We start from the raw sequence: 23535 nt of genomic DNA on the forward strand, positions 1-23535 counted from the left end.
CATACAACAACAGTTGATGACCAGACGACTGTTGGACAGATTTCGGTGCGGGATGGAGCAGCCTGGTAGCTCGTCGGGCTCATAACCCGAAGGTCGTCGGTTCGAATCCGGCTCCCGCTACCAACATGCAACAACAGTTGATGACCAGACGACTGTTGGACAGATTTCGGTGCGGGATGGAGCAGCCTGGTAGCTCGTCGGGCTCATAACCCGAAGGTCGTCGGTTCGAATCCGGCTCCCGCTACCAATTAGAAGTCGGCTTACCCAGCTTTATTTTTTGCAAAAAATCTTTTAATGCCTCCATCTGGATAAGGGATAAAAGATTTTTCTTCCGTTAGTGACTGTTTAGGATCTCAATGCACAAACAAGAGACCAGCTCAATCACAAAAACGGCTCTTGTCGTCGAGGGCGGAGGAATGCGCGGTATATATTCCGCCGGCATTCTGGACGCCTTCATGGACAGACACCATCGGCATTTCGATGGTTTCTACGGCGCTTCGGCCGGCGCACTCAACCTGGTTTCCTTTATTGCCGGCCAACGAGGTCGCAACCTCGACCTCTATACAGGCGCCTGCCTGGAAAGCCATTTCATCAGTCTCAAGCGCCACATGAAAGGCGGTAACCTGTTTGACCTGGACTGGCTCTTTGATCGCATCCAGAGACAGCACATGAATATTGACAAGTTTCGAGGCCAGCTTCGAGACAAAACATTCACGATTGTTACCAGTTGCGCAAGTTCAGGCTACCCAATCTATCATACATTCGATGAGTACTTTGAACTGGAACAAATGTTCAAGGTTCTGAAGGCCTCCAGTGCACTTCCCATGATTTATCGCAATGCCATAACCATTGATGATCGAAATCATGTCGATGGGAGTCTTGCCGATCCTTTGCCTGTTATGAAAGCCGCAGAAGATGGCTATGAACACATTGTTGTGCTCAGAAGTCGAGAAAGTCAGTATCGCAAGAGAGCTTCTTCAGCGAATAGATTACTAGCCTGGCAATTCCGAAAGCAACCTGAAGTGGCCGAGCTGATTCGCCAACAGTTCTCAATCTATAACGAAACTCTGGACAGCTTCGATCAGTTAAAACGTAGTGGTATATCGATTACAGAAATTGCTCCGGATACTTCCTTGAGTTCAACCAGAAGCACGCGAGACCGTGCCAGACTGGTTTCCGACTACCACAAAGGCTATTCCGCAGGGTTTTCGTTCCTTCAGCAGCTCAATCAGGCGTAACGGGCTTAGTTCACCTGAAATTCTCTACTGATTTTACAAACTCTCTGGCTTTATTAACCATCCCTACTAGGCTTATGATTCTGTAGAACTGACGATTGTCTCAATCAGTTAGACAGGTTTAGCACTGCCTGCTCTGAAAACGTCAGAAGCAGAGCAGGTTTTATGCTTGCATTCCGAAGGCTCAACCACAGAGATTTCATTATGCCAAGGCAGATTCTCGTTCCTGTTGCTCATGGCTGTGAGGAAATTGAAGCCGTTACCATTATCAACACACTTCGCAGGGCTGGGGCTCAGGTTTCAGTTGCAGCCTGCACTTCCGATGGCAATCTGGAAATTGAAGCATCGAGGGGCATCAAGTTAGTAGCCGACAAACATATCGAAGCCTGCCTTAACAAAAACTTCCACCTGATAGCCCTGCCCGGTGGCATGCCGGGGGCAGCCAACCTCAGAGACAACCCTCATCTTACGGAACTTCTGAAAGATCAACAGAGATTCCAACGCTGGTACGCCGCTATCTGCGCCTCATCCGCCGTTGTTCTGGCACACCACTCTCTTCTCGATAATGTACGCGCGACCTGCTACCCCACTTTTTTTGATCAACTCGAGGGGGCTCTGCCACAACCGGAAAACCCGGTGGTCATTGATCAGAAAAACCGAGTGATCACCGCTCAGGGACCCGGCTGCGCCATGAGTTTCAGCTTCGCTCTGGTTGACGCGGTCTACGGTAAAGACGCATACCGCCCGATAGCCAAACAGATGCTGGCAGACTGGGCGCTTTAAACACAGACTCCAGACGCTGGACGGTTGACTTCCAGCAGCCATGAGCCATATGTTTTTCGTTACGCCCGGACTTAAAAAAGGAGCCCTCTTTCGTACGAAAAAATAATGGCTCCATCTTATACTCACGAAGGCTTCCCTTAGGGAAAGGATGTATGTTTTGATAAAAAAAAGGGGTTAAAAAAAAACAGGTACGGACGCCTGTATTCATTAATAAAGCCTTGAGGTGCTGATTTTGGAAAGCATTATCATTCTATTCTTATGTGGGCTGGCTCTCTATCAGTTAAGCCTCAGACAAGACAAAATGGCTGAGCAGCTGATCGCCCGGACGTTTAACCGGTTTGAGCGACGCTATAACGACATTACATACTCTTGCCTGAACTCTACAGTTGTCAAAAAGCAACTGCACGGTTTTCCTTCAGTTCCTCTGGTACCTTCTGTCAACTATACAGCCAGAGCCTTATGTTACTCCGAGAACAAAAACTGGTTCTGGTTTGATGCCAGTATCCGAAACATGAAGCTCTGCTCAACCAGCATAACGCCTGTATCACATCCAGATGCCTGCGATGCACTCAGTAGCGATCCGGAAATACTCAGTCAGTATTTTCCAGAGAAAAAGGTCAACGAATCCAAGGCCGAGACCAGTATATGATGCTAGCAGCCTGTCGGACTTAAGCGTCCGTAGCGAGGATTGCAAGAAATTGAGGATAAAAATTTCTGCTTCTGAGGAGAATAGCGAGCTATTTGACGAAGAAGCAGGAATTTTTAGACCAATTTATTGCAACCGCAGTAGGACAGCCTTAAGTCCGACAGGCTGCTAGTGAGTTTGACATATACAGAGCACTTTCAGTACATTCACAAGAAAACCGGCGCAAAGCCGGTTTTCTTGTGAAACAGCACCAATGTCAGGAAGTCTTTTCCAATTCTTCCTTACGCAGATCTTTCCTCAGAATTTTACCAACCGGAGTCATGGGTAGCTCCGGACGAAACTCAATATCCTTGGGCACTTTGTAAGCAGTCAGATGATCCCTGCAGAAAGCCACTACCTCTTCTTCCTTCAATCCGTCGTCTGAAGGCACCACAAACAACTTGATTCTCTCTCCAGTGACATCATCAGGAATGCCGATGGCTGCACAATTCTCAACCCGCTCAAAGCTAGCCACTATGTCTTCAATCTCATTGGGGTAAACATTAAAGCCGGAAACCAAAATCATATCCTTGATCCTGTCGACGATTTCAACAAAGCCGTCCTCTTTTATGACGGCCACGTCGCCAGTTCTCAGCCAACCATCCTCAGACAACACCTCGGCAGTAGCTTCAGATCTTTTCCAATACCCCTTCATAACTTGAGGCCCACGCACACAGAGCTCTCCTCTCTCTCCAACAGCTTGAGCTTCTCCCTCTTCATTGATCACTTTCAGTTCAGTACTGGACACCGGAAGTCCAGCAGTGCCTAGCTGAGCAATGTCCCCAAAAGGATTCATGCAAACCGCTGGAGAGCACTCCGTCAAACCATAAGCTTCCGAGACGTGACATCCGGTGAATTTTTGCCAGCGAACTCCGGTTTCTCTCTGCAAAGCCGTACCACCGGAGAGGGTGAGTTTCAGCTTACTGAAGTCGCACTCCCTGAAATCCGGGTGGTTCAACAGACTAACAAAGAGCGTATTCAAGCCAATGAAGCCAGTAAACTGCCAGGGCTTGATGAATTTTATAAAAGTCTTGGTATCCCTGGGATTGGCAATCAGGATATTCTGATTCCCCATGTACGGCATGCAGAGTAGATGAACGGTAAAAGCATAAATGTGATAAAGAGGCAGAGGTGCCACGATAATTTCATTACCAACCTGCTGCACCGGCTGACCACTTTCATCCAACTGTGACAGAGCTGACGCAGCCTGAAGCATATTGGCAATCAGGTTTCGTTGAGTCAGTACCGCTCCTTTCGCGACCCCTGTTGTGCCCCCTGTATATTGGAAAACAGCAGGATCTTGAGCTGAAGGAGGATTCTCAAGAGGTTTAGCCTGACAGGCTTCACCTTTAGCCAGCGCATCCCTGAAAGGTACAGCCTTTGGCAGATTAAAAGGCTCCACCATCTTCTTGACATGTTTTGCAGCAAAATTAATCAGGGTGCGCTTGGCAAATGGCAGCATATCGGCCACCCGGGTTACAATCAGGTGCTCAATGCCCGTTTTTTCCACAACCTCTTCAACCAGATGACCAAAGTTGTCCATGAATACCAGGGCCTTAGCACCAGAATCGTTGAACTGGTGCAACATTTCCCGATCGGTATACAGGGGGTTGGTATTAACAATGGTTAGACCAGCCCTGATCGCCCCGTATACCACAATCGGGTATTGAAGCAGATTGGGCATCTGGATGGCAATTCGGTCGCCAGGCTTCAGGGAGGTATGCTCACGCAGGTAGTTGGCGAATTGCAGACTGTAGCGGTCTATATCACCGTACGTCAGAGTATACCCAATACCCGTAAATGCCGGCCGGGAGGCATTTTTTTCGAGAAGTTCCTCTACTATCGCCAAAAGATTGGGATAGCGATCGGGATCAATGGTTTCAGCAACGCCTGCCGGACGCTTGTCGTTCCAGAAAGATGCTTCCATAAGTACCTGCTCTCTTCTTGTTATTCATGCGACGATGAATGGCGCACCTCTGTTTCTGTTCGCCAGATGCCGCATACATCATTATTTCTATAAGAGTGCCCGCTCTGTTTGGGTCTGTCAGACTTCTGTCGTAAAACATCGATCATTTGCCCATCAGCTCTTCGCTCTTACAGCCGCTCAGGTGCACCCTCATGTGCGTCAGGGTAAACCCTCTAAAAATGCACCAATACACACGTAGCCTAAGAGGCAATGCGCTATCACCCTGGGAAGTTTTACCAGCTAATCAGTGATAGATACTAACCTTATCAGCACTTTGCCCGAAGATGTAGATCAAAGAAACAACTCTGGTAAAGATAAGTAGTTTCACTTAACCTAAGACTTAAACCACCTGAAAATCGAAGTTTCTAAAATCTTTATCAGGGAAAAGATAGCCCAAAAAGGCCATTTCACTTTTTTAATTCAAGACCGATGAAATGAGATAGGCTCTGGGAACGCGTAAAACAGCCATGAGCACATGGAGAGCCATGAGCTAAGGAAAGCATTTCGGGTAGACGGCCATGATCGAGTTTTACCTCAAAATACTCTCTGGCAATCACCAGGGGGCTGAAATTCCGCTGGAACCCGGCAGCCACTCTTTGGGCAAGAGTGATCAATCTGATCTGGTTTTGACCGATGAATCACTCAGTGACCATGAACTGATTATAAACATCAGCCCACAGGGTCAAATAAACATAGCCAGCCAGTCTGAAGGCAGCTTGCTGTTCTGCAATGGTCTACCCCGGGGTTCAGAGCTAAATGCTAATCATTTTGACATCATAACCTCCAGTCAACTGTTTTTTTCTCTGGGCCCTGTGGACGCCGACTGGCCTGATCAGCCCCTACCAAAGCTTCAGAGACCTGAACCAGAGCCAGAAGAAGATCAGAATATAGTCGATGAAGATGAGGACTTCCCTAATGCTCCTGACATCCTGATGAACGATGAGGATGATGAGATTGATAGTAATGATCTCAGCAGCCTGAACGACGACCTGGATGACATTAATAACTCCCTGACAGATGACGCAGATGGAGAGGAAGACGACTCAGAGGAGTATGAAAATCCTCTGAAGAATATTGACCGAAAATGGTTGATAGGAATCCCGGCAGGCATTTTTGCATTTTTCCTGCTTCTTATCGTGCTGCTTTCAGGCGGTCCTGAAGAGGCACCTCCTGAAATGAGCCATCTTGATCAGGCTAAACAGATCCGAAATCAACTCAATCAGAAAAACATCAAACTGAAAGAGCTTCCTGACCAGAGCGTTCTGATCTCTGGCTATACCCTGACAATGAGTGACAAACAGATGATCCAGCGTGAACTTCGCGAGAAAGGGATTCCTTTCAGTTCACAGCTGGTCGTCATGAGCGAGTTAAGAGCTAACGCCGATGCACTTTTAAAGAATCAGGGTCATAAATCTCTCAGCCTTGAGTTGGATAACTCCCCTGGCTCGTTGGTAATGACAGGTTATGCTCCCAGCTCAGAAGAGCTGCAGAAAATCATTGCCAACCTGAAACAAGAGGTCCACGGACTGGTTTCCATTGTCGATCAGGTAGAAAATCAGGCCGGTCGCCTGAACACCCTCAAGTCCATGCTCAGGGAGAAAGGCCTGAGCCCTCGTATACATTTGATACAAAAACCTAATCAAATCACTTTAGAAGGCCACCTCTTGGACGATGAACAGGTATATAACCTGAACGATGTGGTCACACGTTTCAGAAAACAGTACGGCAATCAGCCCCAGCTGAGATTAGCGACCAAAACAGCTGGAGCACCTGCCAGAGTGGTAAGTACACCACTGGCTCCTTCTCTGAAGATTCGGTCAGTGAGTATGGGAAGGGTGCCCTTTGTGACCATGGATGACGGGGCCAAATACCTGATCGGCGCAAAACTGGCCAACGGGTATATAATTGAAGATATTAATCTTGACTATCTTTTATTATCAAAAGGCACAGATCGGATCAAATATCGTCTTGGAGGCAACAGTGAAGGATCCACAAACCGACAGTGAAAAAATTCATCTCTCCGACCTCGAAGATCGACTTATTCTTGATACCGACGGTGAACTCAGGGACAAGGTGCTGAAGGAATTAGTGGATGAAGCCTTTCGTCTGAAGTCTGAGCGGGACAAAGGGCTTTCCCCCGATCAGTTTGAAACCAACGACAAGCTGATCACTGCCTTGATAGCTGCTACTGAAGTCGTTGACAAGACCTGGAACAGGCATCACAAAAAGCGCTGATTAAACAACGTCTGACGGCTAGAGAACAGTCTGACAGGGAGAGGGACAATGGCAGAACAAAGAGCCAACCACTTTAACTTTGATCATGTGCAAGACGTATTTGGCAAAACAGCTGAAAATCTTGATCAGAACCTGAAAACCAAAATAACCAACATGGACCCGAACAACACCAAAGACATGGTGGAGTTTCAGGTCGAGTTCAATAAATATATGATCATTGAGGGTTTGAGATCCAGTATCATTAAATCCATCAAGGACACACTCCAGAGTATTATCCAGAAGTTATAAGCCGGGCAAACAGCAAGAGGCCTGAAACATGACCGATGAAAAAATAATCAAAACCCTGGCAGATATAGGCTTTATGGCCTCCAGCGTGGGTATGTCAAAACATGCTTTCGGTATTTTCAGCGCTCTGGAGAAAGCCAGACCTGACAGCGTCCTCCCCACTCTGGGCTTTGCCCTGACCTTCATTAATAAAAAGATGAATCAGGAAGCCCTGGAGATTCTTCACAAGGAAGCCATTCCAAAAGATCCCGACAATCCTACTGTCAAAGCCTTTATCGGTATGGCGCTGATGATGGAAGGCAGAAATAAGGAAGGTGAAGATTACCTGACTACGGCCAACAAGGAAGGTGACGAAGAGACCGCCACCATGGCAAAAGAGTTATTGGAGAACATCAGGAAGGGTTAAGCCTTCCTTTCACTGTCGGCCAGCGCCTCCATAACAGCCTGCCTGAGCTCCTCAGGCATCCCTTCTCCGGCATTGATATGTTGTTCAAACCAACTTTCAATCATCTGCTGACAGGCATTGAGGAATCGGTCCCTGAGCTTGTGATCCGACAGTTTGGCAATCAACTCTGCCTGTTTTTCTATCGAATTGTCAGAGAAGTAATGACGACTGACTTCCTGCAGGGTTCCGTCGTATCGCTGGACAAAAACTCCTGACTCCCCAAGCTTTCTGACAAAATCACGCTGCTCCATGGCCAACCAACCTTCGGCCACTGATTCAGCCAGGACACTGACCGGCTCCTGCCACGAGGCATCAAGCCAGCGCTGAGAAAGCTCCCCAGCCAGCGTAATTCGTTTTGCCAGACGCTGGCAATACTCTTCGCGGCGCTCTCTGGAAAGGTCTTGCAGCTCTCTGGCAACGTGAAGGTCTCGAAACTGTTTGCGGGCATCATTCAGATTCCAACGCGGCTGATACCTGACCTCAAAACCCGCCATGGACTTCAGGTAATCAAACCACTGCTCTGAATGTTCGGAAATAGCGGACACCGAGCCTTTGAAGCCTTCCACAAATGCTCTGCCATATTGAGAGGCTACTGAAGGATGTCGACCATCCAGAGAGTGCCGACCCTTTTCCATCAGCAGATGATCAAGAAAAGAAGTGGCCGTTTGCGGCTGTTCAGCCACCAGCTCACCATTTTCCAGTTTGACTGAGCTGTATCGGGTCTTGCAGAGATGAAAATTTTCCCAAACCTTCATCAGACCCGTCAGGCCAAGACTGGAATCCCGCATGCCTCTCAGAAAGCTCAACTCGGGATTTTGCAACTCTGCCTGCAATTGCATCATCACAGGATTATGAAGAGCCGTCTCGGCATCAATGAGGTAAGGCTTGTTATCATTGATATGAAGATTTTTGCTGTGAATGTCAGTCAGACCCGACATAAGACAGAAGCCTGCTGCCACTCCCATGCGACGATGGTAAGTTTCCAGATCATCGCTCTTGGAAACGGTTTCCGATGCAATAAACTCAACATAACCATAGGAAGACTTATTCAGTATCCTGAATACACCCAGAGCTTCTGAGTCCTGTACCCAGGCATTCACTGACTGGGCCATACTCTGATTCTCTCCCAGTAATAACTGGTCAATGGCGAGGTCTCTCAATTTATAAACCAGGTGTTCACCATTATTAAACGTCAATTGGTAAACGGGTGATCCTACGTCTAATTGCAAATCACGGATAGAGGTCAGACCAGAAGTCAGCTGACGGCTCTCTGTTGGCTGATGGCTCTCTGCTGGCTGATGGCTCCCCGAGAAAAAGTAATGATTGATCTCTGACAAGTCCCGCTTCACCCGACTCAAGAGTGTACGGGTCAATCTGACTCGTTGGAAAAATTCCTTCTGAATGTTTCGATACCAATGAGGATAAGCGTCAATCAGTGTTTCCACCCCCTTGGATTCCAGCAACTTTAACACTTCACCGTAGCCGGACAGGGTGTGATCTTCTGCCAACCAGCCTATAGCCTGAAGGAGCCTGTCATCCATCCACTCAATGACTGACTGGGCAATAGATTGAATCAAGCTACTTTCGGAACCCTCACCAGAACTATCAATGTCATTGACATAACTCTGACTGAGTTGAACGTATTGATTGATAACAGGCTTGATCCATTTAGACCTCAGCTGCTCCGGAAATACCAGACCATTCACCAGACATGGATCTTCAACCTTGTACCAGTCTGGCAATTTCGCGAAAGAGGGCTTACCTGCCTCTGTCTCAATAGAAAAAGCAACCAGTTGATACTTCAACATCCAGGATAATAAAAACAATAACGGCTGCCTGTCAGGAAACAGCTTTTGGATATTGCTGACACTCTGAGGTGTAACGAGTTTCCTGATAACCTCTCTTATCTCGTTTTTATCAAGGAGATGACTCAACTGATTGAAAAAGAAACCTTTCTCCGACATCAGCAGAACCCGCAGACCTCTATCAGTGGTTACCAGAACGTCTGTTTCTTGCAGAGCCACAGTAGCATAATGCCCAAACACCTCCTGATAGGGCATCCCCACTGCCCTGCCCTGATGGTGTCGTATTCTTGAAGCTTCCTGCCCCAGTTCTTCTACCAGTTTGTGATACTGCTCAATCAGCAGAGGCCAGCTGAAGGTCTCATTGACTCTCCGGATTGCCGCTTCAGACATCTTTTCCCGGACAGATTCATCCATTAGCAATGTCGATAACGCTAGTTTCAGCGCGTCTATGTCAACCGCCACTCCCTGAGCCTGAATCAGTTGAGCCTGAGTTTTGCTGACAAGACTGAGAGAACGGGAAATATCATCATGGTCTGCCGATGCGGTTTTGATCAGGAAGCCTTCCTGCCCGGAAACAATGAGGTCTCGATAGCCATTCCAGTCGGAAAGAATCACAGGGATACCTGCCCTCATAGCTTCTACCGGTGCCAGCCCAAAACTCTCCTGAACATTGTCAGCGAGAGAAACAAACACATCCGCTTCCGCTAGTAATTGCTCACGCTTCTCGTCATCAACAGAGAGTTCAAAGCGAATACAGTCTTCAAGATTGAGCTCATAGGCCTGAGCCAGTAATGAATGAACATATTCGCCGGAGGCATCACCACTTCCGGCAATCACCAGCTGAAAGCGGGTAACCGTTCCCTCTTCAAACAGATCATTCAATGCCAGCAGTAACGGATGAAGGTCCATTTTATCGGCTGCGGATAGCCTGCCAAGACAGAGTATCTGAGGCACCTTGGCCTCCCTGGAAGCAACGGTCTCTTGTCTGGCTGGCTCAATACCCAGTGGCATCAGGCTCACCTGCCCACGATAAGGAATAGCCCTGCCAACAGTGTCACTGACACTGGCACTGGCCGAAGAGATCAGACGCTTCATTACCTTTTTCTGGGCTTTGGAGCTACAGATTATGGAATCACAGGGTTTGATGGGGGAGAAAATCAAATCCCTGACCCGGGATAAACGAGCATCATCACTCAGACTGTGAGCCCTGCCGGTGATAGGAAATAGTCTGCAAGCGTGTCTTTCACGCAGAGAGGCCAGATCAGAGATATAGGGATCACCCGAATGAAAAACGCTATAAACATGTTGCTGCAAACAGGAAGGCAGATCATGAACCGGTAGAATATTGATATTTTTACCCGCCCCATGCTGACTCAGGTATTCTTTCCAGTCTTGCCTGAAAGCGTCGATCTGGCTTTCATGAAGAAACAGATGAAGCTCATCAAAACGGCTGTAACGAACCACTGCTTTCAAAAAGGCTTCGTTAGCCTTACGCAGTCCGTTATACCCACCGATTGAGTTTTCTGCCCAGGTAACAAGACAGCCAAACAAACTGTGAGAAATATTATCCGTCATGGCATGATCATCGTTGGCATAGTTGGTATGACAGTCTGTTCCTGACTGATTTCTACGAGGTAATACTCAAAGTTATTGGCGAACTCAGCCAGAGCATTCTCAACGAGGTCTTCATCCATCCCCTGAAGCGGGCAGGAGTAGTGTAAAGCTAATGAGTCTTTGTCAGGCTCTATCGACAAAATAACCCGCTGGGTAGTTGCCAGACCCACGGTTTTGGTCATCAGGTTACGGAGTAGATTTTCCCGATCTTTTTCACCGGGTGGCAACTGGGCAATGATGCCGTGGATAAAGAACCGCCCATTGGCCTGAAAACAGGTGAACTCAATGCGGCTGTCGATAGTGAGGTAATAGCGGTTATCGCGAAAATCCAGTTCACCCAGCTGATTGTTGCGGGCAACGGCTTTCATCAGTTTGTCGAAACTCATAGCTTCCCTGCTCCGGGTGAAGGCATCCATGCCTTCTGATGTGGTATCAATTACAGCTTACTATTAATGTAATGTTTCGGCAGCCAGAGGAAAAAATCTTCCGATATGGTTTAGCTTCCGACATGACTTAGCTATGAATACCGTCAAAGCTTATTTTGCCAACTGATGATCTGCAGACTTGACCATTTGCTTAGCGGATATCTTACGAAATAAAAACACAAGCAGAATAAAACCGGCTCCGGAAGCAAGAAAGCCCGTCATTGAGGAATCTGTCAGACCCATCACCAGATAGCCCAACATAGCCACAGCAGCGATGCTCAGGGCATAAGGAAGCTGAGTCACCACATGATCAATATGGTGACAAGAGGCCCCTGTGGACGACAGAATCGTGGTATCGGAGATCGGTGAGCAGTGATCACCAAACACTGCACCTGCCAGAACAGCAGCCAGCATAGGCAAAATCATGGCAATATCGGCAGCCGCTGCCATATCTCCCGCTATGGGCAGCATGATACCAAACGTGCCCCAACTGGTACCGGTAGAGAAAGCCATAGCGCCGGAGACCACAAACAGGATCAGAGGTAAATAGCCCGTATCAATCTTTGAGCTGCTGACCACCCCGGCCAGATACTTGCCGGTTTCCAGTGAGCTGATGATATCCACCAGCACCCAGGCCAGCACCAGAATGTAAATGGCAGGCAGCATGGAGCGGGTACCTTCAACAACCGCTTTTCCCCAGGTTGAGGCATCCAGATTATGGCTGAGCATCCTGACTGCCGTAACCAGAAGGCCAACAAGACCACCATAGATCAGAGAGTTGACGACATTGGTGTTTTCAAAAGCGCCCAGGATAGAAAATGGCGTACCGGCTTCCTGAAGCGCAGAAGCGCCTGTTGCAATCAGGGAGGCAGTCGTTGCGATCACCAAAGCCAGAACAGGAATCACCAGATCAGCAACCGTCCCTTTTTCACTGCTACTGATAGCTTCAGATGAGCCCGGTGGCGTTCCCTTTCGACTGTCATAGAGTTCACCGGCTTGAGCACGGCGCTCATGGGTCAGCATAGGACCAACATTCAAATCCATAGCCGCAGTACAAAACACCAGCGCCAGAGCAAAGACAGCATAGAGGTTCATCGGTACCATACTGACAAAAGCACCAATAGCACTGACATCGGTCACTTCATGGGCCACCAGAATACTGCCAATCAGGGCAATGATGTAGGCCCCCCAGCTGGAGACAGGGGTAATAACGCACACAGGTGCAGCCGTCGAGTCGATCAGGTAAGCCAGCTTTGCTCTGGAGACGCCATGACGGTCTGTCATAGGGCGACCGATATTACCAACGGCCAGTGCGTTAAAGTAATCGTCAATGAAGATAATGATACCCAGCAAAACAGTAACCAGTTGTGATCCCTGACGGGTTTTCACTCTCTGGCGGGCCCATTCACCAAAGGCCCTCGCGCCACCGGAAACATCAATCAGGGTGGTAATGATGCCGAGCATCACCAGAAAGAGCAGAATAAAGACAGTGCCCGTATTGATACCATTATCCCAAAAAATTTCGGTAAAACTGTTCAGGAGATAAGTAAACGTATTGCTGACACTGAAGTCAGTCAGTAGCAGAGCGCCTGCAAGGATACCTGCGCCAAGGGAAAAGAGTACATGACGGGTCAGGATCGCCAGAATAATAGCCACTGCCGGAGCGACCAGTGAAAGGGGTGATGTGCTGTAACCAAGTAATTCCATAAAGACTGATCTTGTGAGTGAAAACGCTCGATGAGCAGAAGTTCCATGACTGCTGACATTAAGCTTAATTCACGATATAGGATCAGGAGGGCAATGGATTGAAGCAGAATACGACCGGATTGGCCCCGTATTTGCCTGTTGCCGAGCAACCTGCCTTTTGGGCAGAGTCTTTCAGAAACGATTGTCCAGTAGCGCTCCACAGTAAAAACCGTGACAGTGATACACCTCTTCGATGCACCACCAGCAGATGAGTTTGACGACGACTCTGCTTCGGCACCTTTTCCTTTCATCCGGCTCTCGGCCCTGGCCAACCCAGGACACTCGGTGTCAACCTGCTACGGATTACTGATAAACGGTGCGCCTCTACTTTTAACCTTGATCCGGAGATTCAATGGATCAATGGCTGATTGTTGTGGGAACTTCCTCTGACATTCACAGGAAAGTGCCCTTTCACTCATAAGCGGACTCATCCGTTATGGTGTTTATTAAGAGGATCACAGGCAGAGGCGCAGCGACAATATCCTGTCACGTTACCCCTGCTGATGGCCGGTAATTATGCACATCGCTGCTTGATTAACAACCGTGAAATTCAGCTAAAGAAACTTTGCTTTCTAAAAAAACAGATTTTTCAGGCAGTTAGCCTTTACAGCTTGTTCCCATGCTCCAGAATGCATGCACCCTAACACTGAACTCCACCTCTTGAGATAACGTCTGGAGCATTGGAACGAGACAGGTATTAGTCCTGATGAACTGCTCTGATGATCGAGATATTATGCAGCCACAGAGTTTTCCCCGGGCCTTTTAATGAAGTTCTGGATATTGCTGTTTAGCCTGATGGTATCAGGCATTACCGTTGCCGGAGAGTACCGAACCTGTTCGATCAACCACGGGCAGCTCAGCCAGTGCAGTCTGAAGTACACCGGCACAGCAGTCATTAAACACAATGGAGCCTACCGTCAGTGCGACATCGTCATGGGAAAGGTTTCCGGTTGTGATCACCCATACAGCGGAGCAGCCGTGATTTTAGAGGCAGGTGTTTATCGCCAGTGTCAGGTGACTGTCGGTGCGATTTCATCCTGTGGCCACCGTTTTAGTGGGTCTATTCCAGTTTATTCAGCATCCCATTAATGGCTGTTGACTGGAACCTGTTGCAAGGTGTGAAGGCTAGACTGTTTTTTTCCTGACAAATGACATTTTTATCACTACGCTGAGAGAATTTTGCGACAACCTCTGTGGCATGGGAGCAAGTCATAGAGAATATCACTAGGAGAGGATTCATTATGTTTAACCCAATGCACCCGGGCGAGGTTCTCAAAGAATCTTATCTGGAACCACTGAATATCAGCGTAACCGAAGCTGCCAAGCATCTGGGAGTTGCGCGTAAAACCCTGTCTGAACTGGTTAACCAGAGATCAAATGTCAGTGTTGAGATGGCTTACAAGTTAGCTAAGGCTTGCAACACCTCTCCTAAGCTGTGGCTGAATATGCAGGTTAACTATGACCTCTGGCGCAACAGAGATATGGAAGAAATTCAGGTCGCTACCTTTGGTTAATGAACCCGACAATTTCTCTGGCTCCCACACACCAGAGTTTAATCATGGCTTTTGCATTGCCAGACATTTTTGAGCATCTTGGTCAAATGAATAGCCTGTTTGCAGAGTGAAACAAATTTCCAGCATAACGGGTTCTGATATATACCCCTCATGTTCAGTTCAGGTTTGAGCTGTTTGAATGACCTGAAAACTTGTTTGGACTGAGCTGGGTGATCCTGAGTCAGAAATCGGAGCAAAATATTGGTGTCCAGACCAATCATACTACAACCCTTTCATCTTCTTCGTCGTTGCTATCTTTCCCAGAATAACCCTCTGAAATATAGGCTTTTATATCATCATCTGAAAGACTTATGTTCGTCTTAACGGCTCCACACAGCGACATAATGCTGAGTTTTTTAGGAACAACCTGCCAGGTGCCGTCTTCTTGCTGGATGAACTCGAGTTGATCTCCTTCTCTAAGGTTCAGATCTGCTCGCACTCTGGCGGGTATAGTGATCTGACCTTTTGATGTTAATTTGGTTGTGGGCATGGCTGTACCTCTATGATTTCTTAAATTCTTTACATGTAGTAAGGAACCATTTTGAAAGCTCTTTTTTTAATTCGTTCCACTTAAACAACCTGTTAACTGACTTTCTCAAAGCGACTGTATCAAGCGCAGATCACAGCAGTCGCTCTTTTTACATACTACAAAAAAAAGCGGCTCATCCTTAGACAAGCCGTTCCATTTCACTTAACCGGTCAACGCCCGATGCTATTCCCACTCAATGGTCGCCGGTGGCTTACTGGATACGTCATAAGTCACTCGGGAAACATGCTCTATCTCGTTGATGATCCGGCTGGAGACCTTCTCCAACAGCTCATAAGGCAGATGGGCCCAGCGAGCGGTCATAAAGTCGATGGTTTCTACAGCCCGTAAGGCCACCACATACTCATAGCGACGACCATCACCGACCACTCCCACCGATTTAACCGGCAGGAACACAGCAAAGGCCTGACTGGTCTTGTGATACCAGTCGGCTTTATGCAGTTCTTCAATAAAGATGGCATCCGCCTGACGGAGAATATCGCAGTACTCTTTCTTGACCTCTGCCAGCACTCTTACGCCCAGACCCGGACCGGGGAAAGGGTGGCGATACACCATGTCATAAGGCAGCCCCAGTTCAAGGCCAATCTTGCGAACTTCATCCTTGAACAGTTCACGCAGCGGCTCAACCAGTTCCATAGCCATATCTTCAGGCAATCCCCCCACATTATGGTGAGACTTGATGACATGAGCCTTGCCAGACTTGGCACCTGCTGATTCGATCACATCGGGATAGATAGTGCCCTGTGCCAGGAACTGAACATTGTCCAGTGCCACAGCCTGTTGATCAAAGACTTCAATAAAGGTGTTACCAATAATTTTGCGTTTGGCCTCCGGATCCTGAACGCCTTTCAGCTTCTCCAGAAACAGTTCTTCAGCATCTGCACGGATAACACGCACCCCCATGTTCTCTGCGAACATGGCCATCACCTGATCACCTTCGTTCAGACGAAGCAGACCATTATCGACGAAGACACAAACCAGCTGATCACCAATCGCCTTGTGCAGAAGCGCTGCCACAACACTGGAATCAACACCACCGGAGAGCCCCAATAGTACGGTCTTGTCACCCACCTGTTCACGAACACGGGCGATAGCATCTTCAATAATCTGTCCTGGCGTCCAGAGCTTTTGACAGCCGGCAATATCAATGACAAAACGTTCCAGGATACGACCGCCCTGCTTGGTATGAGTCACCTCAGGATGAAACTGGACACCGTAGTATTGCTTCTCTTCACAAGCTATGGCTGCAAAAGGACAGGAATCAGTAGAAGCCGCAGCCACAAAGCCTTTGGGCAGCCGGGACACCTTGTCACCATGGCTCATCCAGACATCCAGACTCAGACGTCCCTGCTCATTGACATGGTCTTCAATGCCATCGAACAGCCTGACCTTGTTTTCCAGATTTACTTCGGCATAACCGAATTCACGCAGATTCGAGGTCGATACCCTGCCGCCCATCTGCTCAGCCATAGTCTGCATACCGTAGCAGATACCCAGCACTGGCACACCCAGTTCAAAAACAGCCTGAGGTGCACGGGGCGAAGCGTCCCCAGTCACGGACTCAGGTCCACCCGAAAGAATCACAGCCTTGGGGGCAAACTCAACAATAGCCTGCTCATCCATATCATAGGGATGCAGCTCACAATAAACACCTATCTCACGTACACGTCGGGCGATCAGCTGGGTGTACTGGGAACCGAAGTCCAGAATCAGAATTCGTTCGGCGTGAATATCCTCTAACATGTGTCTTCTCAACATTAGATAACTGCTATGACCAGCAACAGATCCTCTCCATGGTGTGCGAAGACCTGTTACTGATCCGGCATTAAACTGCGGATGCTATAGCCAACAGTTCAGGGGAATGGTCAAATTAACCCACCCGGTAATTGGGCGCTTCTTTGGTAATGGTCACATCATGGACATGAGACTCTTTCATACCCGCATTGGTCACCCGAACGAACTCGGGCACCGTACGCATGGTCTTCATATCTGCTGAACCGGTGTATCCCATTGCTGCACGCAGACCACCCACCATCTGGTGGACAATGGCATTCAGCGGCCCTTTGTAAGGTACACGACCTTCAATACCTTCCGGGACCAGCTTCTCGGCACCGGCTTCTGCACTCTGGAAGTAACGGTCACTGGAGCCGGAAGCCTGAGCCATGGCACCAAGTGAACCCATGCCACGATAAGCTTTGTAACTTCTGCCCTGATAAAGCTCAACTTCACCCGGAGCTTCCTCGGTACCTGCCAACATACTACCCAGCATGACCGCACTGGCACCCGCTACGATGGCTTTAGCCAGGTCACCGGAGAAGCGAATCCCACCATCAGCGATCACCGGGATGCCGGTTCCTTGCAACGCTGCCACAACATTGGCTACTGCCGAGATCTGGGGTACGCCAATACCGGTCACGATACGAGTGGTACAAATGGAGCCAGGACCAATACCCACTTTCACGCCATCGGCACCAGCATCGGCCAGGGCTTTGGCGGCTGCACCGGTAGCAATATTGCCGCCGACGACCTGTACGTGAGGATAGGTTTCCTTAACCCAGCGAACCCTCTCAATAACGCCTTTGGAATGGCCGTGGGCAGTATCAACGATCACTACGTCGACACCGGCATCGACCAGAGCAGCAACACGCTCAGGGGTTTCAGGTCCTGTGCCTACTGCAGCACCCACTCTCAGCTGGCCGTGAGAATCTTTACTGGCGTTAGGATAATCCTGAGCTTTCTTGATATCTTTTACGGTCATCATGCCGACCAGATTAAAAGCCTCACTCACTACCAGCACCTTCTCGATACGATGCTTATGAAGCAACTTGCGAACAGCTTCCTGATCGGTTCCTTCCTTCACAGTAACCAGCCTGTCCTTAGGCGTCATAATATCAGCCACAACCATATCCAGATTGGAGACAAAACGGACGTCACGACTGGTGACAATACCGACCAGATCGCTGCCATCCAGAACGGGCACTCCGGATATTTTATGACGACCGGTCAATTCAAGAAGATCCCTGACCGACGCAGTGGAATCTATTGTAATGGGGTCCTTGACGACACCGCTTTCATGCTTTTTGACCTTACGAACTTCATTTGCCTGTTGAGCAACGGTCATATTCTTGTGAATGATGCCAATGCCCCCTTCCTGAGCCATGGCAATGGCCAGACGGGCTTCAGTCACAGTATCCATGGCTGCCGAGATCAGAGGAATTTTCAGCTCGATTTCGCGGGTCAGCTTGGTGGTCAGAGAGACATCTTTGGGGAGAACTTCTGAATATCCGGGCAGAAGCAGGACATCATCGAAAGTGAGGGCTTCTTGGGCGATTCTCAGCATTACCTGTTACCGATCCGAGTGTATTGGGTGGATGGAAAGAATCCCGCCGATGATACATCAAGATCACTGTCAATAAAACAGAAAATCTGTTCAAATTATCCGAATGTGCGTACAAAGTAATCAGAGGCTGTCCATACTCTAAAACACTCAGACCCTGCCACTATGGATCTTTACGATATAATGTTTGCTGCGCCCTCTCAACTCATAAACAGTTGTCAGTGACCCGGATACACAGGGCGACAGGTAAAAGCGAGTTTTGTCATTGTTCAGGGTGTTAAGAATACCATTTATACATTGAATAAAGGCTATAAAGCAGTGTGACATCCTCCCACCACTGATTAGTCCTCTCTATCCAAGTTCAGGGCAGAGGCTGGCTGGATAAATTAAGATAGTTGGCTTTAATGTCGGTGATGCTGTAATTAAATTGATTGAAACAGGCTTTACGCAACGCCTCGTTGTTCAGGACACTATCAGATTGGCCATCCTGACTTTAAAAGCCTGGACTAAATAAAGTATCAAATGGTCAGACTGTTGAGAAGGTAGTCTACGTGACTTTAATGCTTGTTAACAGTAAAAACAGACACAACCCTGAAATCAAGAAAGTGATTAAGCCATCAGGTTAGTAGCTTAAAAACAGTTAAAACAGAGGTGTTTTTCCTCCGGCTCTTCTAGAATATCTGCACACACAACCAACCTGATATCAATCTATTTATTCCCGATCAGGATAGTAAATATCACGAATTCAAAACCAACAGTCAAATTGCACAAAAATCCATTCTTGCTACATCCTGAACCCACTGCTATTTTTCCTCTGGCTCCATAGGGATCGTAACAATTGATTCAATGAGTATAAATAAAAAATACTATTTAACAGGTCAATCCTGACTAACAAATTAATAATTATCAAATGGGATCTACACCAGCTATATGCTTGTTTGTCACAGAAGACTGTTAAAGCTTCTCTCTTTTGCTCTGCTCTTCATGATTGAAATGATGACACCAACGGGCTACGCCACCGTCTACCAGAATGGACCAGAGTACAACGCACCAGAAATTCGTTTTCCGGGTATCTACGCCGGATTTAAAGCTAATAATTTCCACCTGAAGCTGGGTAACCATTACCATGTACTACACGACGTTGGTACACCCGAAAAGTTATCCCTTTTTTTCAAGAATCAATGGTGGAGTCACCTGCGCTGGTTTCTGTTGGCAAAACTACTTCCTCCTTCAATCGTACCCTACCCTTCTTTCAGTCGGGGCATACCATCACTATCACGGGCTTTTGGTGATGCCCCCGACTGCAATCCTCACCCGGTGATGATCGACCACGCTTTACTGAAAGGCCGCTTATCAGTGCAAACTGGTTGTATCGACCATCATCCTGTATGGCAGATCACTGCCTCACCCTCAACATCATCACCAGAGACGCAGGCAGTTGATGGTGATTCATTGTCTGTCTGGCTATCACTATGGGCACTGCTGAATGACACCCATACCAGCACCCTTTTTCTGCGCCCCTGGCGAGAAAGTCACCACAATCGCCTGCAGGCCATTATCTGCCAGACTCATCCACTGACCAATAATAAAAAGTGTCAGAGTGTCCTTATTAATTTTCCGCTGAATCACGAAAAACAGTGGCTACTGCCCGAACTGGCCAAAAAAGAAATCATCAGCACTGACGGACAAACCGCTTTGGACAGTAGCTTCATCAAGCGGGTCAATCAGGCTATTCATTGCCTTTCTTCCCATGGTGAGTTGTTTGCCGAACCTGATAAAGGCAGGACAGCTGAAAAAGAAAAAATACACTTCTGCCACCATAATCACTGGCTTTACCAGTTGTCGGATCAAAGGTGGCTTTATCAACCAGGTATTCCTGAGACTCCGATAACACCCAGTCCAACACTCATCACCGGGAAGTACTTCAACCTCTGGGCATTGGAAAAGGCATCTCCCGGCAATGACACCTATCCGGTCTGGTCGAAGTCTTCTCTATTCATAGCCCGCAACGACAGACATCGGAAATATCATTTCTGGGGAGCAGGAGACCCGGTACTGTTAATGCAGTTCGCTGATGCCCCTTTTAATATCAAGGATCATTATGCCGTTTGGGACGGACCAGACATTGGCACCCTTGTAGAAAGTGAGCATATCAATCTGGCCACTCTGTTTGTAAACACAGTGGCCAATGCGCCATTTAATCTCTATCAATGGCACGGAATGCTCTCAGGGTTCAGTTCATCATCCACACCAAAAAGCCTTAGAGCGAGGGTAAGAGAGCAGATTCTGCGCGACCCCGGCTCACTTTACCAGTTTGTTCAACAGCGACCCGAGTTAATTAACAATGTGCTGACCTATTTAAACCGGGAGTTTCAGGGGCACGCTGTCCACTCATACTTTTCTGGTCGTGTACCCCCTTTTTTTAAACATCAAACAAACAGAAACCCACCGGCTTTGTTGCCAGAAGCACGAAATGCGTTCCAGCCAGATACATCACTTCCTTCAACAGAGTTTGCAACAGTCATAACGGCGGCTTCTGGCGCAGAGGGAAATAGCGGGGAGCCCCAGTCCCAACACCCCCCGGCTTCCCCCTCTGAACAAACAGCAGAACAAAGCAGCAACAGAATTAAACGAACTGCCAGCCCAGAGGGGAGGAACCATGATAACGATGATGAACCACCGCCACCGGATGGGAATGGGAACCATCCGGTCACGCCCGCAGACGCAGTAGCCTCAGCATCCTTGCTTGATCGTCTGGTTGATCTCTACAGGGACTCCGGGCTTCGGCCTGAAAGAGTGGGCTATTTGTCGGATTTCCTGTCAGAAGAGTTGGGTATTCCATCTTTGGAAAAGTTTGAAACCTTGTTCCGTCAATGCCAACCAACCGATGGTGAAAGTGAAACATTATATGACCAAATGCTCCGGGGTTTTGATCCGAAAAACCAGCAACACATGATGCTGGCATCAAAAGCACTGCAAAACTCTTTACAGGTCATCGTTCATGATGGTCAGAAATATCGCTGCTATAACCATGATAAAAACCGCAATCATTCGCCTCACCAGTCTTTGGGTAAGCTTGAAGATCTCCATATCTTCCTGTTTCACGAGAATCATGTGGTAAAACTGTCTCATCGTAGTGACAACAACGCCTGGTTCACTCACTTCCTGACCGGCTCCCGCTTAAATAACCAAGGCAAAGAATGGCCGGGAATCAGTCGGTCTGAAAATGCTTTATGGAAACTGTTTCCACAATGGCAAAAAGATATTTTATTATGCTGGGAAGGCCTTCGATGCCAATCCATAACTTCTGCCAGCGAGGTGCTAAAACAGGTCTTGACTGCACCTGATGAATTCATGCGGGGAACAGACGGACATAACCTGTTCAGGTTTTACAATCAATTAGGCTTGGTTTGCTACCCGTTCGACGATACAGAGAACCCCGATGGAACCCTCTACATTAGCAAAAACGTTCTTGGATCGGTGGCTTTTTTCTGGCAAGACTCTGCCAGTAAATATATTTCCTTCATAGCTCCGGACCTCTCCACATCAACGATAAACGATAAATTACAGTCTTTCGATGATCATTTAAAAAATTATTCCGAGGGCGCATTTTTAGTTAAAAAACAGGATATCCGCTATGTCGTTCCTGCACTCGTTGTTCTCGCACCTGTTTTTAGAAAAACTTATACAGAAGCCCGCAGAATTATATCCGATACCGAAGATGCTCTTATTTATGGTGGTTCAGCCAGATGGCAACATCTTGCATCATCGGTTAAACCCACCGAACTTGGCAAGGTACCTGTTACTAATGATATTGATTTGGCAGTTGAGAAGATTGCAAATCTGGAAACGATTTCGGCCAGTATAGAAGACAAACTAAGACGCTCCCTGCCCGGCGCCATTGTTATACGCAACAATATACACTCCATGGTTTTAGCCAGCCCAAAAGAATCGCAACGCCAAGGGCTACTTTACACCTTAAAGATCAATTGCTTTCCCGATAAAAACGAAGAGAACACCATTGGGATCACCCGTTGTGAGGAAAAAAAATGGCGAATTTTATCTATCGACATTTCTGCCGGACCTGAAGGCTATTTCGATTTCATGCGGGTAGAACCTTTTGCTACAGGTTCCAAACTGCTCATACCAAGCCTGCCCGCCATGGTTGAAAAACTGCTACAGGAAACGCAACTTGACCACACCTACCCGGGTATTGATTCAAAGCGACGGGTGCAAAATGCTGAAAATGCATTAAAAATCATGCTAACGAGTGACACTGAGCAACAGGTTCAGGCAATTATTCAACGATCACTGTTCGGCGATTTGTCTGAATCATTCAGGTTACCCGAATCTCTGAACCCTTATATCAAGCCAAAGCCTGACAATGAACAGGAAAGCAATATTAAGGCAGAAAATAATGCCAGTGAGCAACCTACGATGGCTGCAGCGCAAACCAAAATAACAGCACCCGGTGCCGTTGAACCTTCAGCTGAAAGTGCATCGGGGCGAAACACCATTGATGAACATGCAGCCGTCGCCACCATCAGTCATGTTGAAGATCCAGAGCTGAAAACAGAGGATTTGGCTCCGGGTTCCCGTAAGAAGAAAAAGAAAAAGAAACACAAACAGAAAAAAACGATCCAACCAGAAATAAGCAACCTTGCAACTGAACCGGAAAAGAACGATATCAAAGTAGCTGCAGACCCTGATGATCAACGATCTACGGTAGCTCATAATAGTAAGAAAACAGCACCTGATCCTGTTGAACGCTCAAAAAAAAGAAAGCAGGAAACTGCCGCCCAAAAGCCTGTTTCGAACATGATCGATTTCGAAACGGCATTGTCTCAGTCCACAGAAATATCAAACTGGTTTAA

General features: G+C 47.8%; 17 protein-coding genes, 2 tRNA genes and 1 riboswitch. Of the genes, 12 read left to right on the forward strand and 7 right to left on the reverse strand.

Annotated features, from left to right (window positions below):
• Positions 1-46: 46 nt before the first annotated feature.
• The 5 genes from KBW69_RS21790 (at position 47) to KBW69_RS21810 (ending at position 2667) form a co-directional block, all read left to right on the forward strand.
• Positions 47-123, forward strand: a tRNA-Met gene (locus tag KBW69_RS21790).
• A gap of 47 nt (positions 124-170) precedes the next feature.
• Positions 171-247, forward strand: a tRNA-Met gene (locus KBW69_RS21795).
• A gap of 109 nt (positions 248-356) precedes the next feature.
• On the forward strand, positions 357-1238 hold the full coding sequence (locus tag KBW69_RS21800; RefSeq protein ID WP_257282262.1) for a patatin family protein: 882 nt from the start codon (positions 357-359) through the stop codon (positions 1236-1238).
• Positions 1239-1439: 201 nt separating this feature from the next.
• On the forward strand, positions 1440-2018 hold the full coding sequence (locus tag KBW69_RS21805) for a DJ-1 family glyoxalase III (RefSeq protein ID WP_257282263.1): 579 nt from the start codon (positions 1440-1442) through the stop codon (positions 2016-2018).
• A gap of 232 nt (positions 2019-2250) precedes the next feature.
• Entirely contained in the window at positions 2251-2667 is a 417-nt protein-coding gene (locus KBW69_RS21810; RefSeq protein WP_257282264.1) for a hypothetical protein, read from the forward strand.
• A 253-nt stretch (positions 2668-2920) separates the two neighbouring features.
• On the opposite strand, the gene KBW69_RS21815 is transcribed toward KBW69_RS21810, so the two are convergent.
• Complete coding sequence (locus tag KBW69_RS21815) at positions 2921-4630, reverse strand: AMP-binding protein (RefSeq protein ID WP_257282265.1); 1710 nt, start codon at positions 4628-4630, stop codon at positions 2921-2923.
• A 557-nt stretch (positions 4631-5187) separates the two neighbouring features.
• On the opposite strand from KBW69_RS21815, the gene sctD reads away from it, so the two are divergent.
• Genes sctD through KBW69_RS21835 form a run of 4 tightly spaced genes read left to right on the forward strand, consistent with a single transcriptional unit; the run spans position 5188 to position 7595 of the window.
• Complete coding sequence (gene sctD / locus KBW69_RS21820) at positions 5188-6675, forward strand: type III secretion system inner membrane ring subunit SctD (protein ID WP_257282266.1); 1488 nt, start codon at positions 5188-5190, stop codon at positions 6673-6675.
• Positions 6650-6904: an EscE/YscE/SsaE family type III secretion system needle protein co-chaperone gene (locus KBW69_RS21825; RefSeq protein WP_257282267.1), complete on the forward strand. Its 255-nt coding sequence runs from the start codon at positions 6650-6652 to the stop codon at positions 6902-6904. The genes sctD and KBW69_RS21825 overlap by 26 nt, the downstream gene beginning before the upstream one ends.
• 48 nt (positions 6905-6952) lie before the next feature.
• On the forward strand, positions 6953-7192 hold the full coding sequence (gene sctF, locus KBW69_RS21830) for a type III secretion system needle filament subunit SctF (protein WP_257282268.1): 240 nt from the start codon (positions 6953-6955) through the stop codon (positions 7190-7192).
• 28 nt (positions 7193-7220) lie between these two features.
• Positions 7221-7595: a M48 family metallopeptidase gene (locus KBW69_RS21835; RefSeq protein ID WP_257282269.1), complete on the forward strand. Its 375-nt coding sequence runs from the start codon at positions 7221-7223 to the stop codon at positions 7593-7595.
• Here the strand turns inward: KBW69_RS21835 and KBW69_RS21840 are convergent.
• The 3 genes from KBW69_RS21840 to KBW69_RS21850 all read right to left on the reverse strand — a co-directional run bounded on the left by KBW69_RS21840 (position 7592) and on the right by KBW69_RS21850 (position 13185).
• Positions 7592-11014: a DUF4135 domain-containing protein gene (locus tag KBW69_RS21840; RefSeq protein WP_257282270.1), complete on the reverse strand. Its 3423-nt coding sequence runs from the start codon at positions 11012-11014 to the stop codon at positions 7592-7594. The two genes, KBW69_RS21835 and KBW69_RS21840, sit on opposite strands and share 4 nt — an antisense overlap.
• Entirely contained in the window at positions 11011-11439 is a 429-nt protein-coding gene (locus KBW69_RS21845; RefSeq protein WP_257253110.1) for a CesT family type III secretion system chaperone, read from the reverse strand. The genes KBW69_RS21840 and KBW69_RS21845 overlap by 4 nt, the downstream gene beginning before the upstream one ends.
• Before the next feature lie 150 nt (positions 11440-11589).
• Positions 11590-13185 (reverse strand): Na+/H+ antiporter NhaC family protein, encoded by a 1596-nt coding sequence (locus KBW69_RS21850; protein ID WP_257282271.1) that lies wholly within the window; start codon positions 13183-13185, stop codon positions 11590-11592.
• A gap of 181 nt (positions 13186-13366) precedes the next feature.
• Positions 13367-13559: riboswitch (Lysine riboswitch) on the reverse strand.
• A 430-nt stretch (positions 13560-13989) separates the two neighbouring features.
• On the opposite strand from KBW69_RS21850, the gene KBW69_RS21855 reads away from it, so the two are divergent.
• Both KBW69_RS21855 and KBW69_RS21860 read left to right on the forward strand, forming a co-directional pair.
• Positions 13990-14313: a hypothetical protein gene (locus KBW69_RS21855; RefSeq protein ID WP_257282272.1), complete on the forward strand. Its 324-nt coding sequence runs from the start codon at positions 13990-13992 to the stop codon at positions 14311-14313.
• A 152-nt stretch (positions 14314-14465) separates the two neighbouring features.
• On the forward strand, positions 14466-14738 hold the full coding sequence (locus KBW69_RS21860) for a HigA family addiction module antitoxin (protein ID WP_257253115.1): 273 nt from the start codon (positions 14466-14468) through the stop codon (positions 14736-14738).
• 256 nt (positions 14739-14994) lie between these two features.
• Here the strand turns inward: KBW69_RS21860 and KBW69_RS21865 are convergent, their stop codons facing one another.
• From KBW69_RS21865 to guaB, 3 genes are all read right to left on the reverse strand, one after another.
• Positions 14995-15267 carry an AbrB/MazE/SpoVT family DNA-binding domain-containing protein gene (locus tag KBW69_RS21865; protein WP_257282273.1) on the reverse strand — a complete coding sequence of 91 codons (273 nt, stop codon included), beginning with the start codon at positions 15265-15267 and terminating at the stop codon, positions 14995-14997.
• Between the two features lie 222 nt (positions 15268-15489).
• Positions 15490-17067, reverse strand: a complete 1578-nt coding sequence (gene guaA / locus KBW69_RS21870; protein WP_257282274.1) for a glutamine-hydrolyzing GMP synthase — start codon at positions 17065-17067, stop codon at positions 15490-15492.
• Between the two features lie 127 nt (positions 17068-17194).
• Positions 17195-18664, reverse strand: coding sequence for an IMP dehydrogenase (gene guaB / locus KBW69_RS21875; RefSeq protein ID WP_257253117.1), 1470 nt, complete (start codon positions 18662-18664; stop codon positions 17195-17197).
• A 990-nt stretch (positions 18665-19654) separates the two neighbouring features.
• On the opposite strand from guaB, the gene KBW69_RS21880 reads away from it, so the two are divergent.
• Positions 19655-23535 (forward strand): hypothetical protein (locus KBW69_RS21880; RefSeq protein WP_257282275.1); only part of this gene is annotated, 3881 nt, incomplete at its 3' end.

Origin of the sequence: Endozoicomonas sp. ISHI1, from assembly GCF_024606225.1 — a bacterium.
In the GTDB taxonomy this organism is placed as follows: domain Bacteria; phylum Pseudomonadota; class Gammaproteobacteria; order Pseudomonadales; family Endozoicomonadaceae; genus Endozoicomonas_A.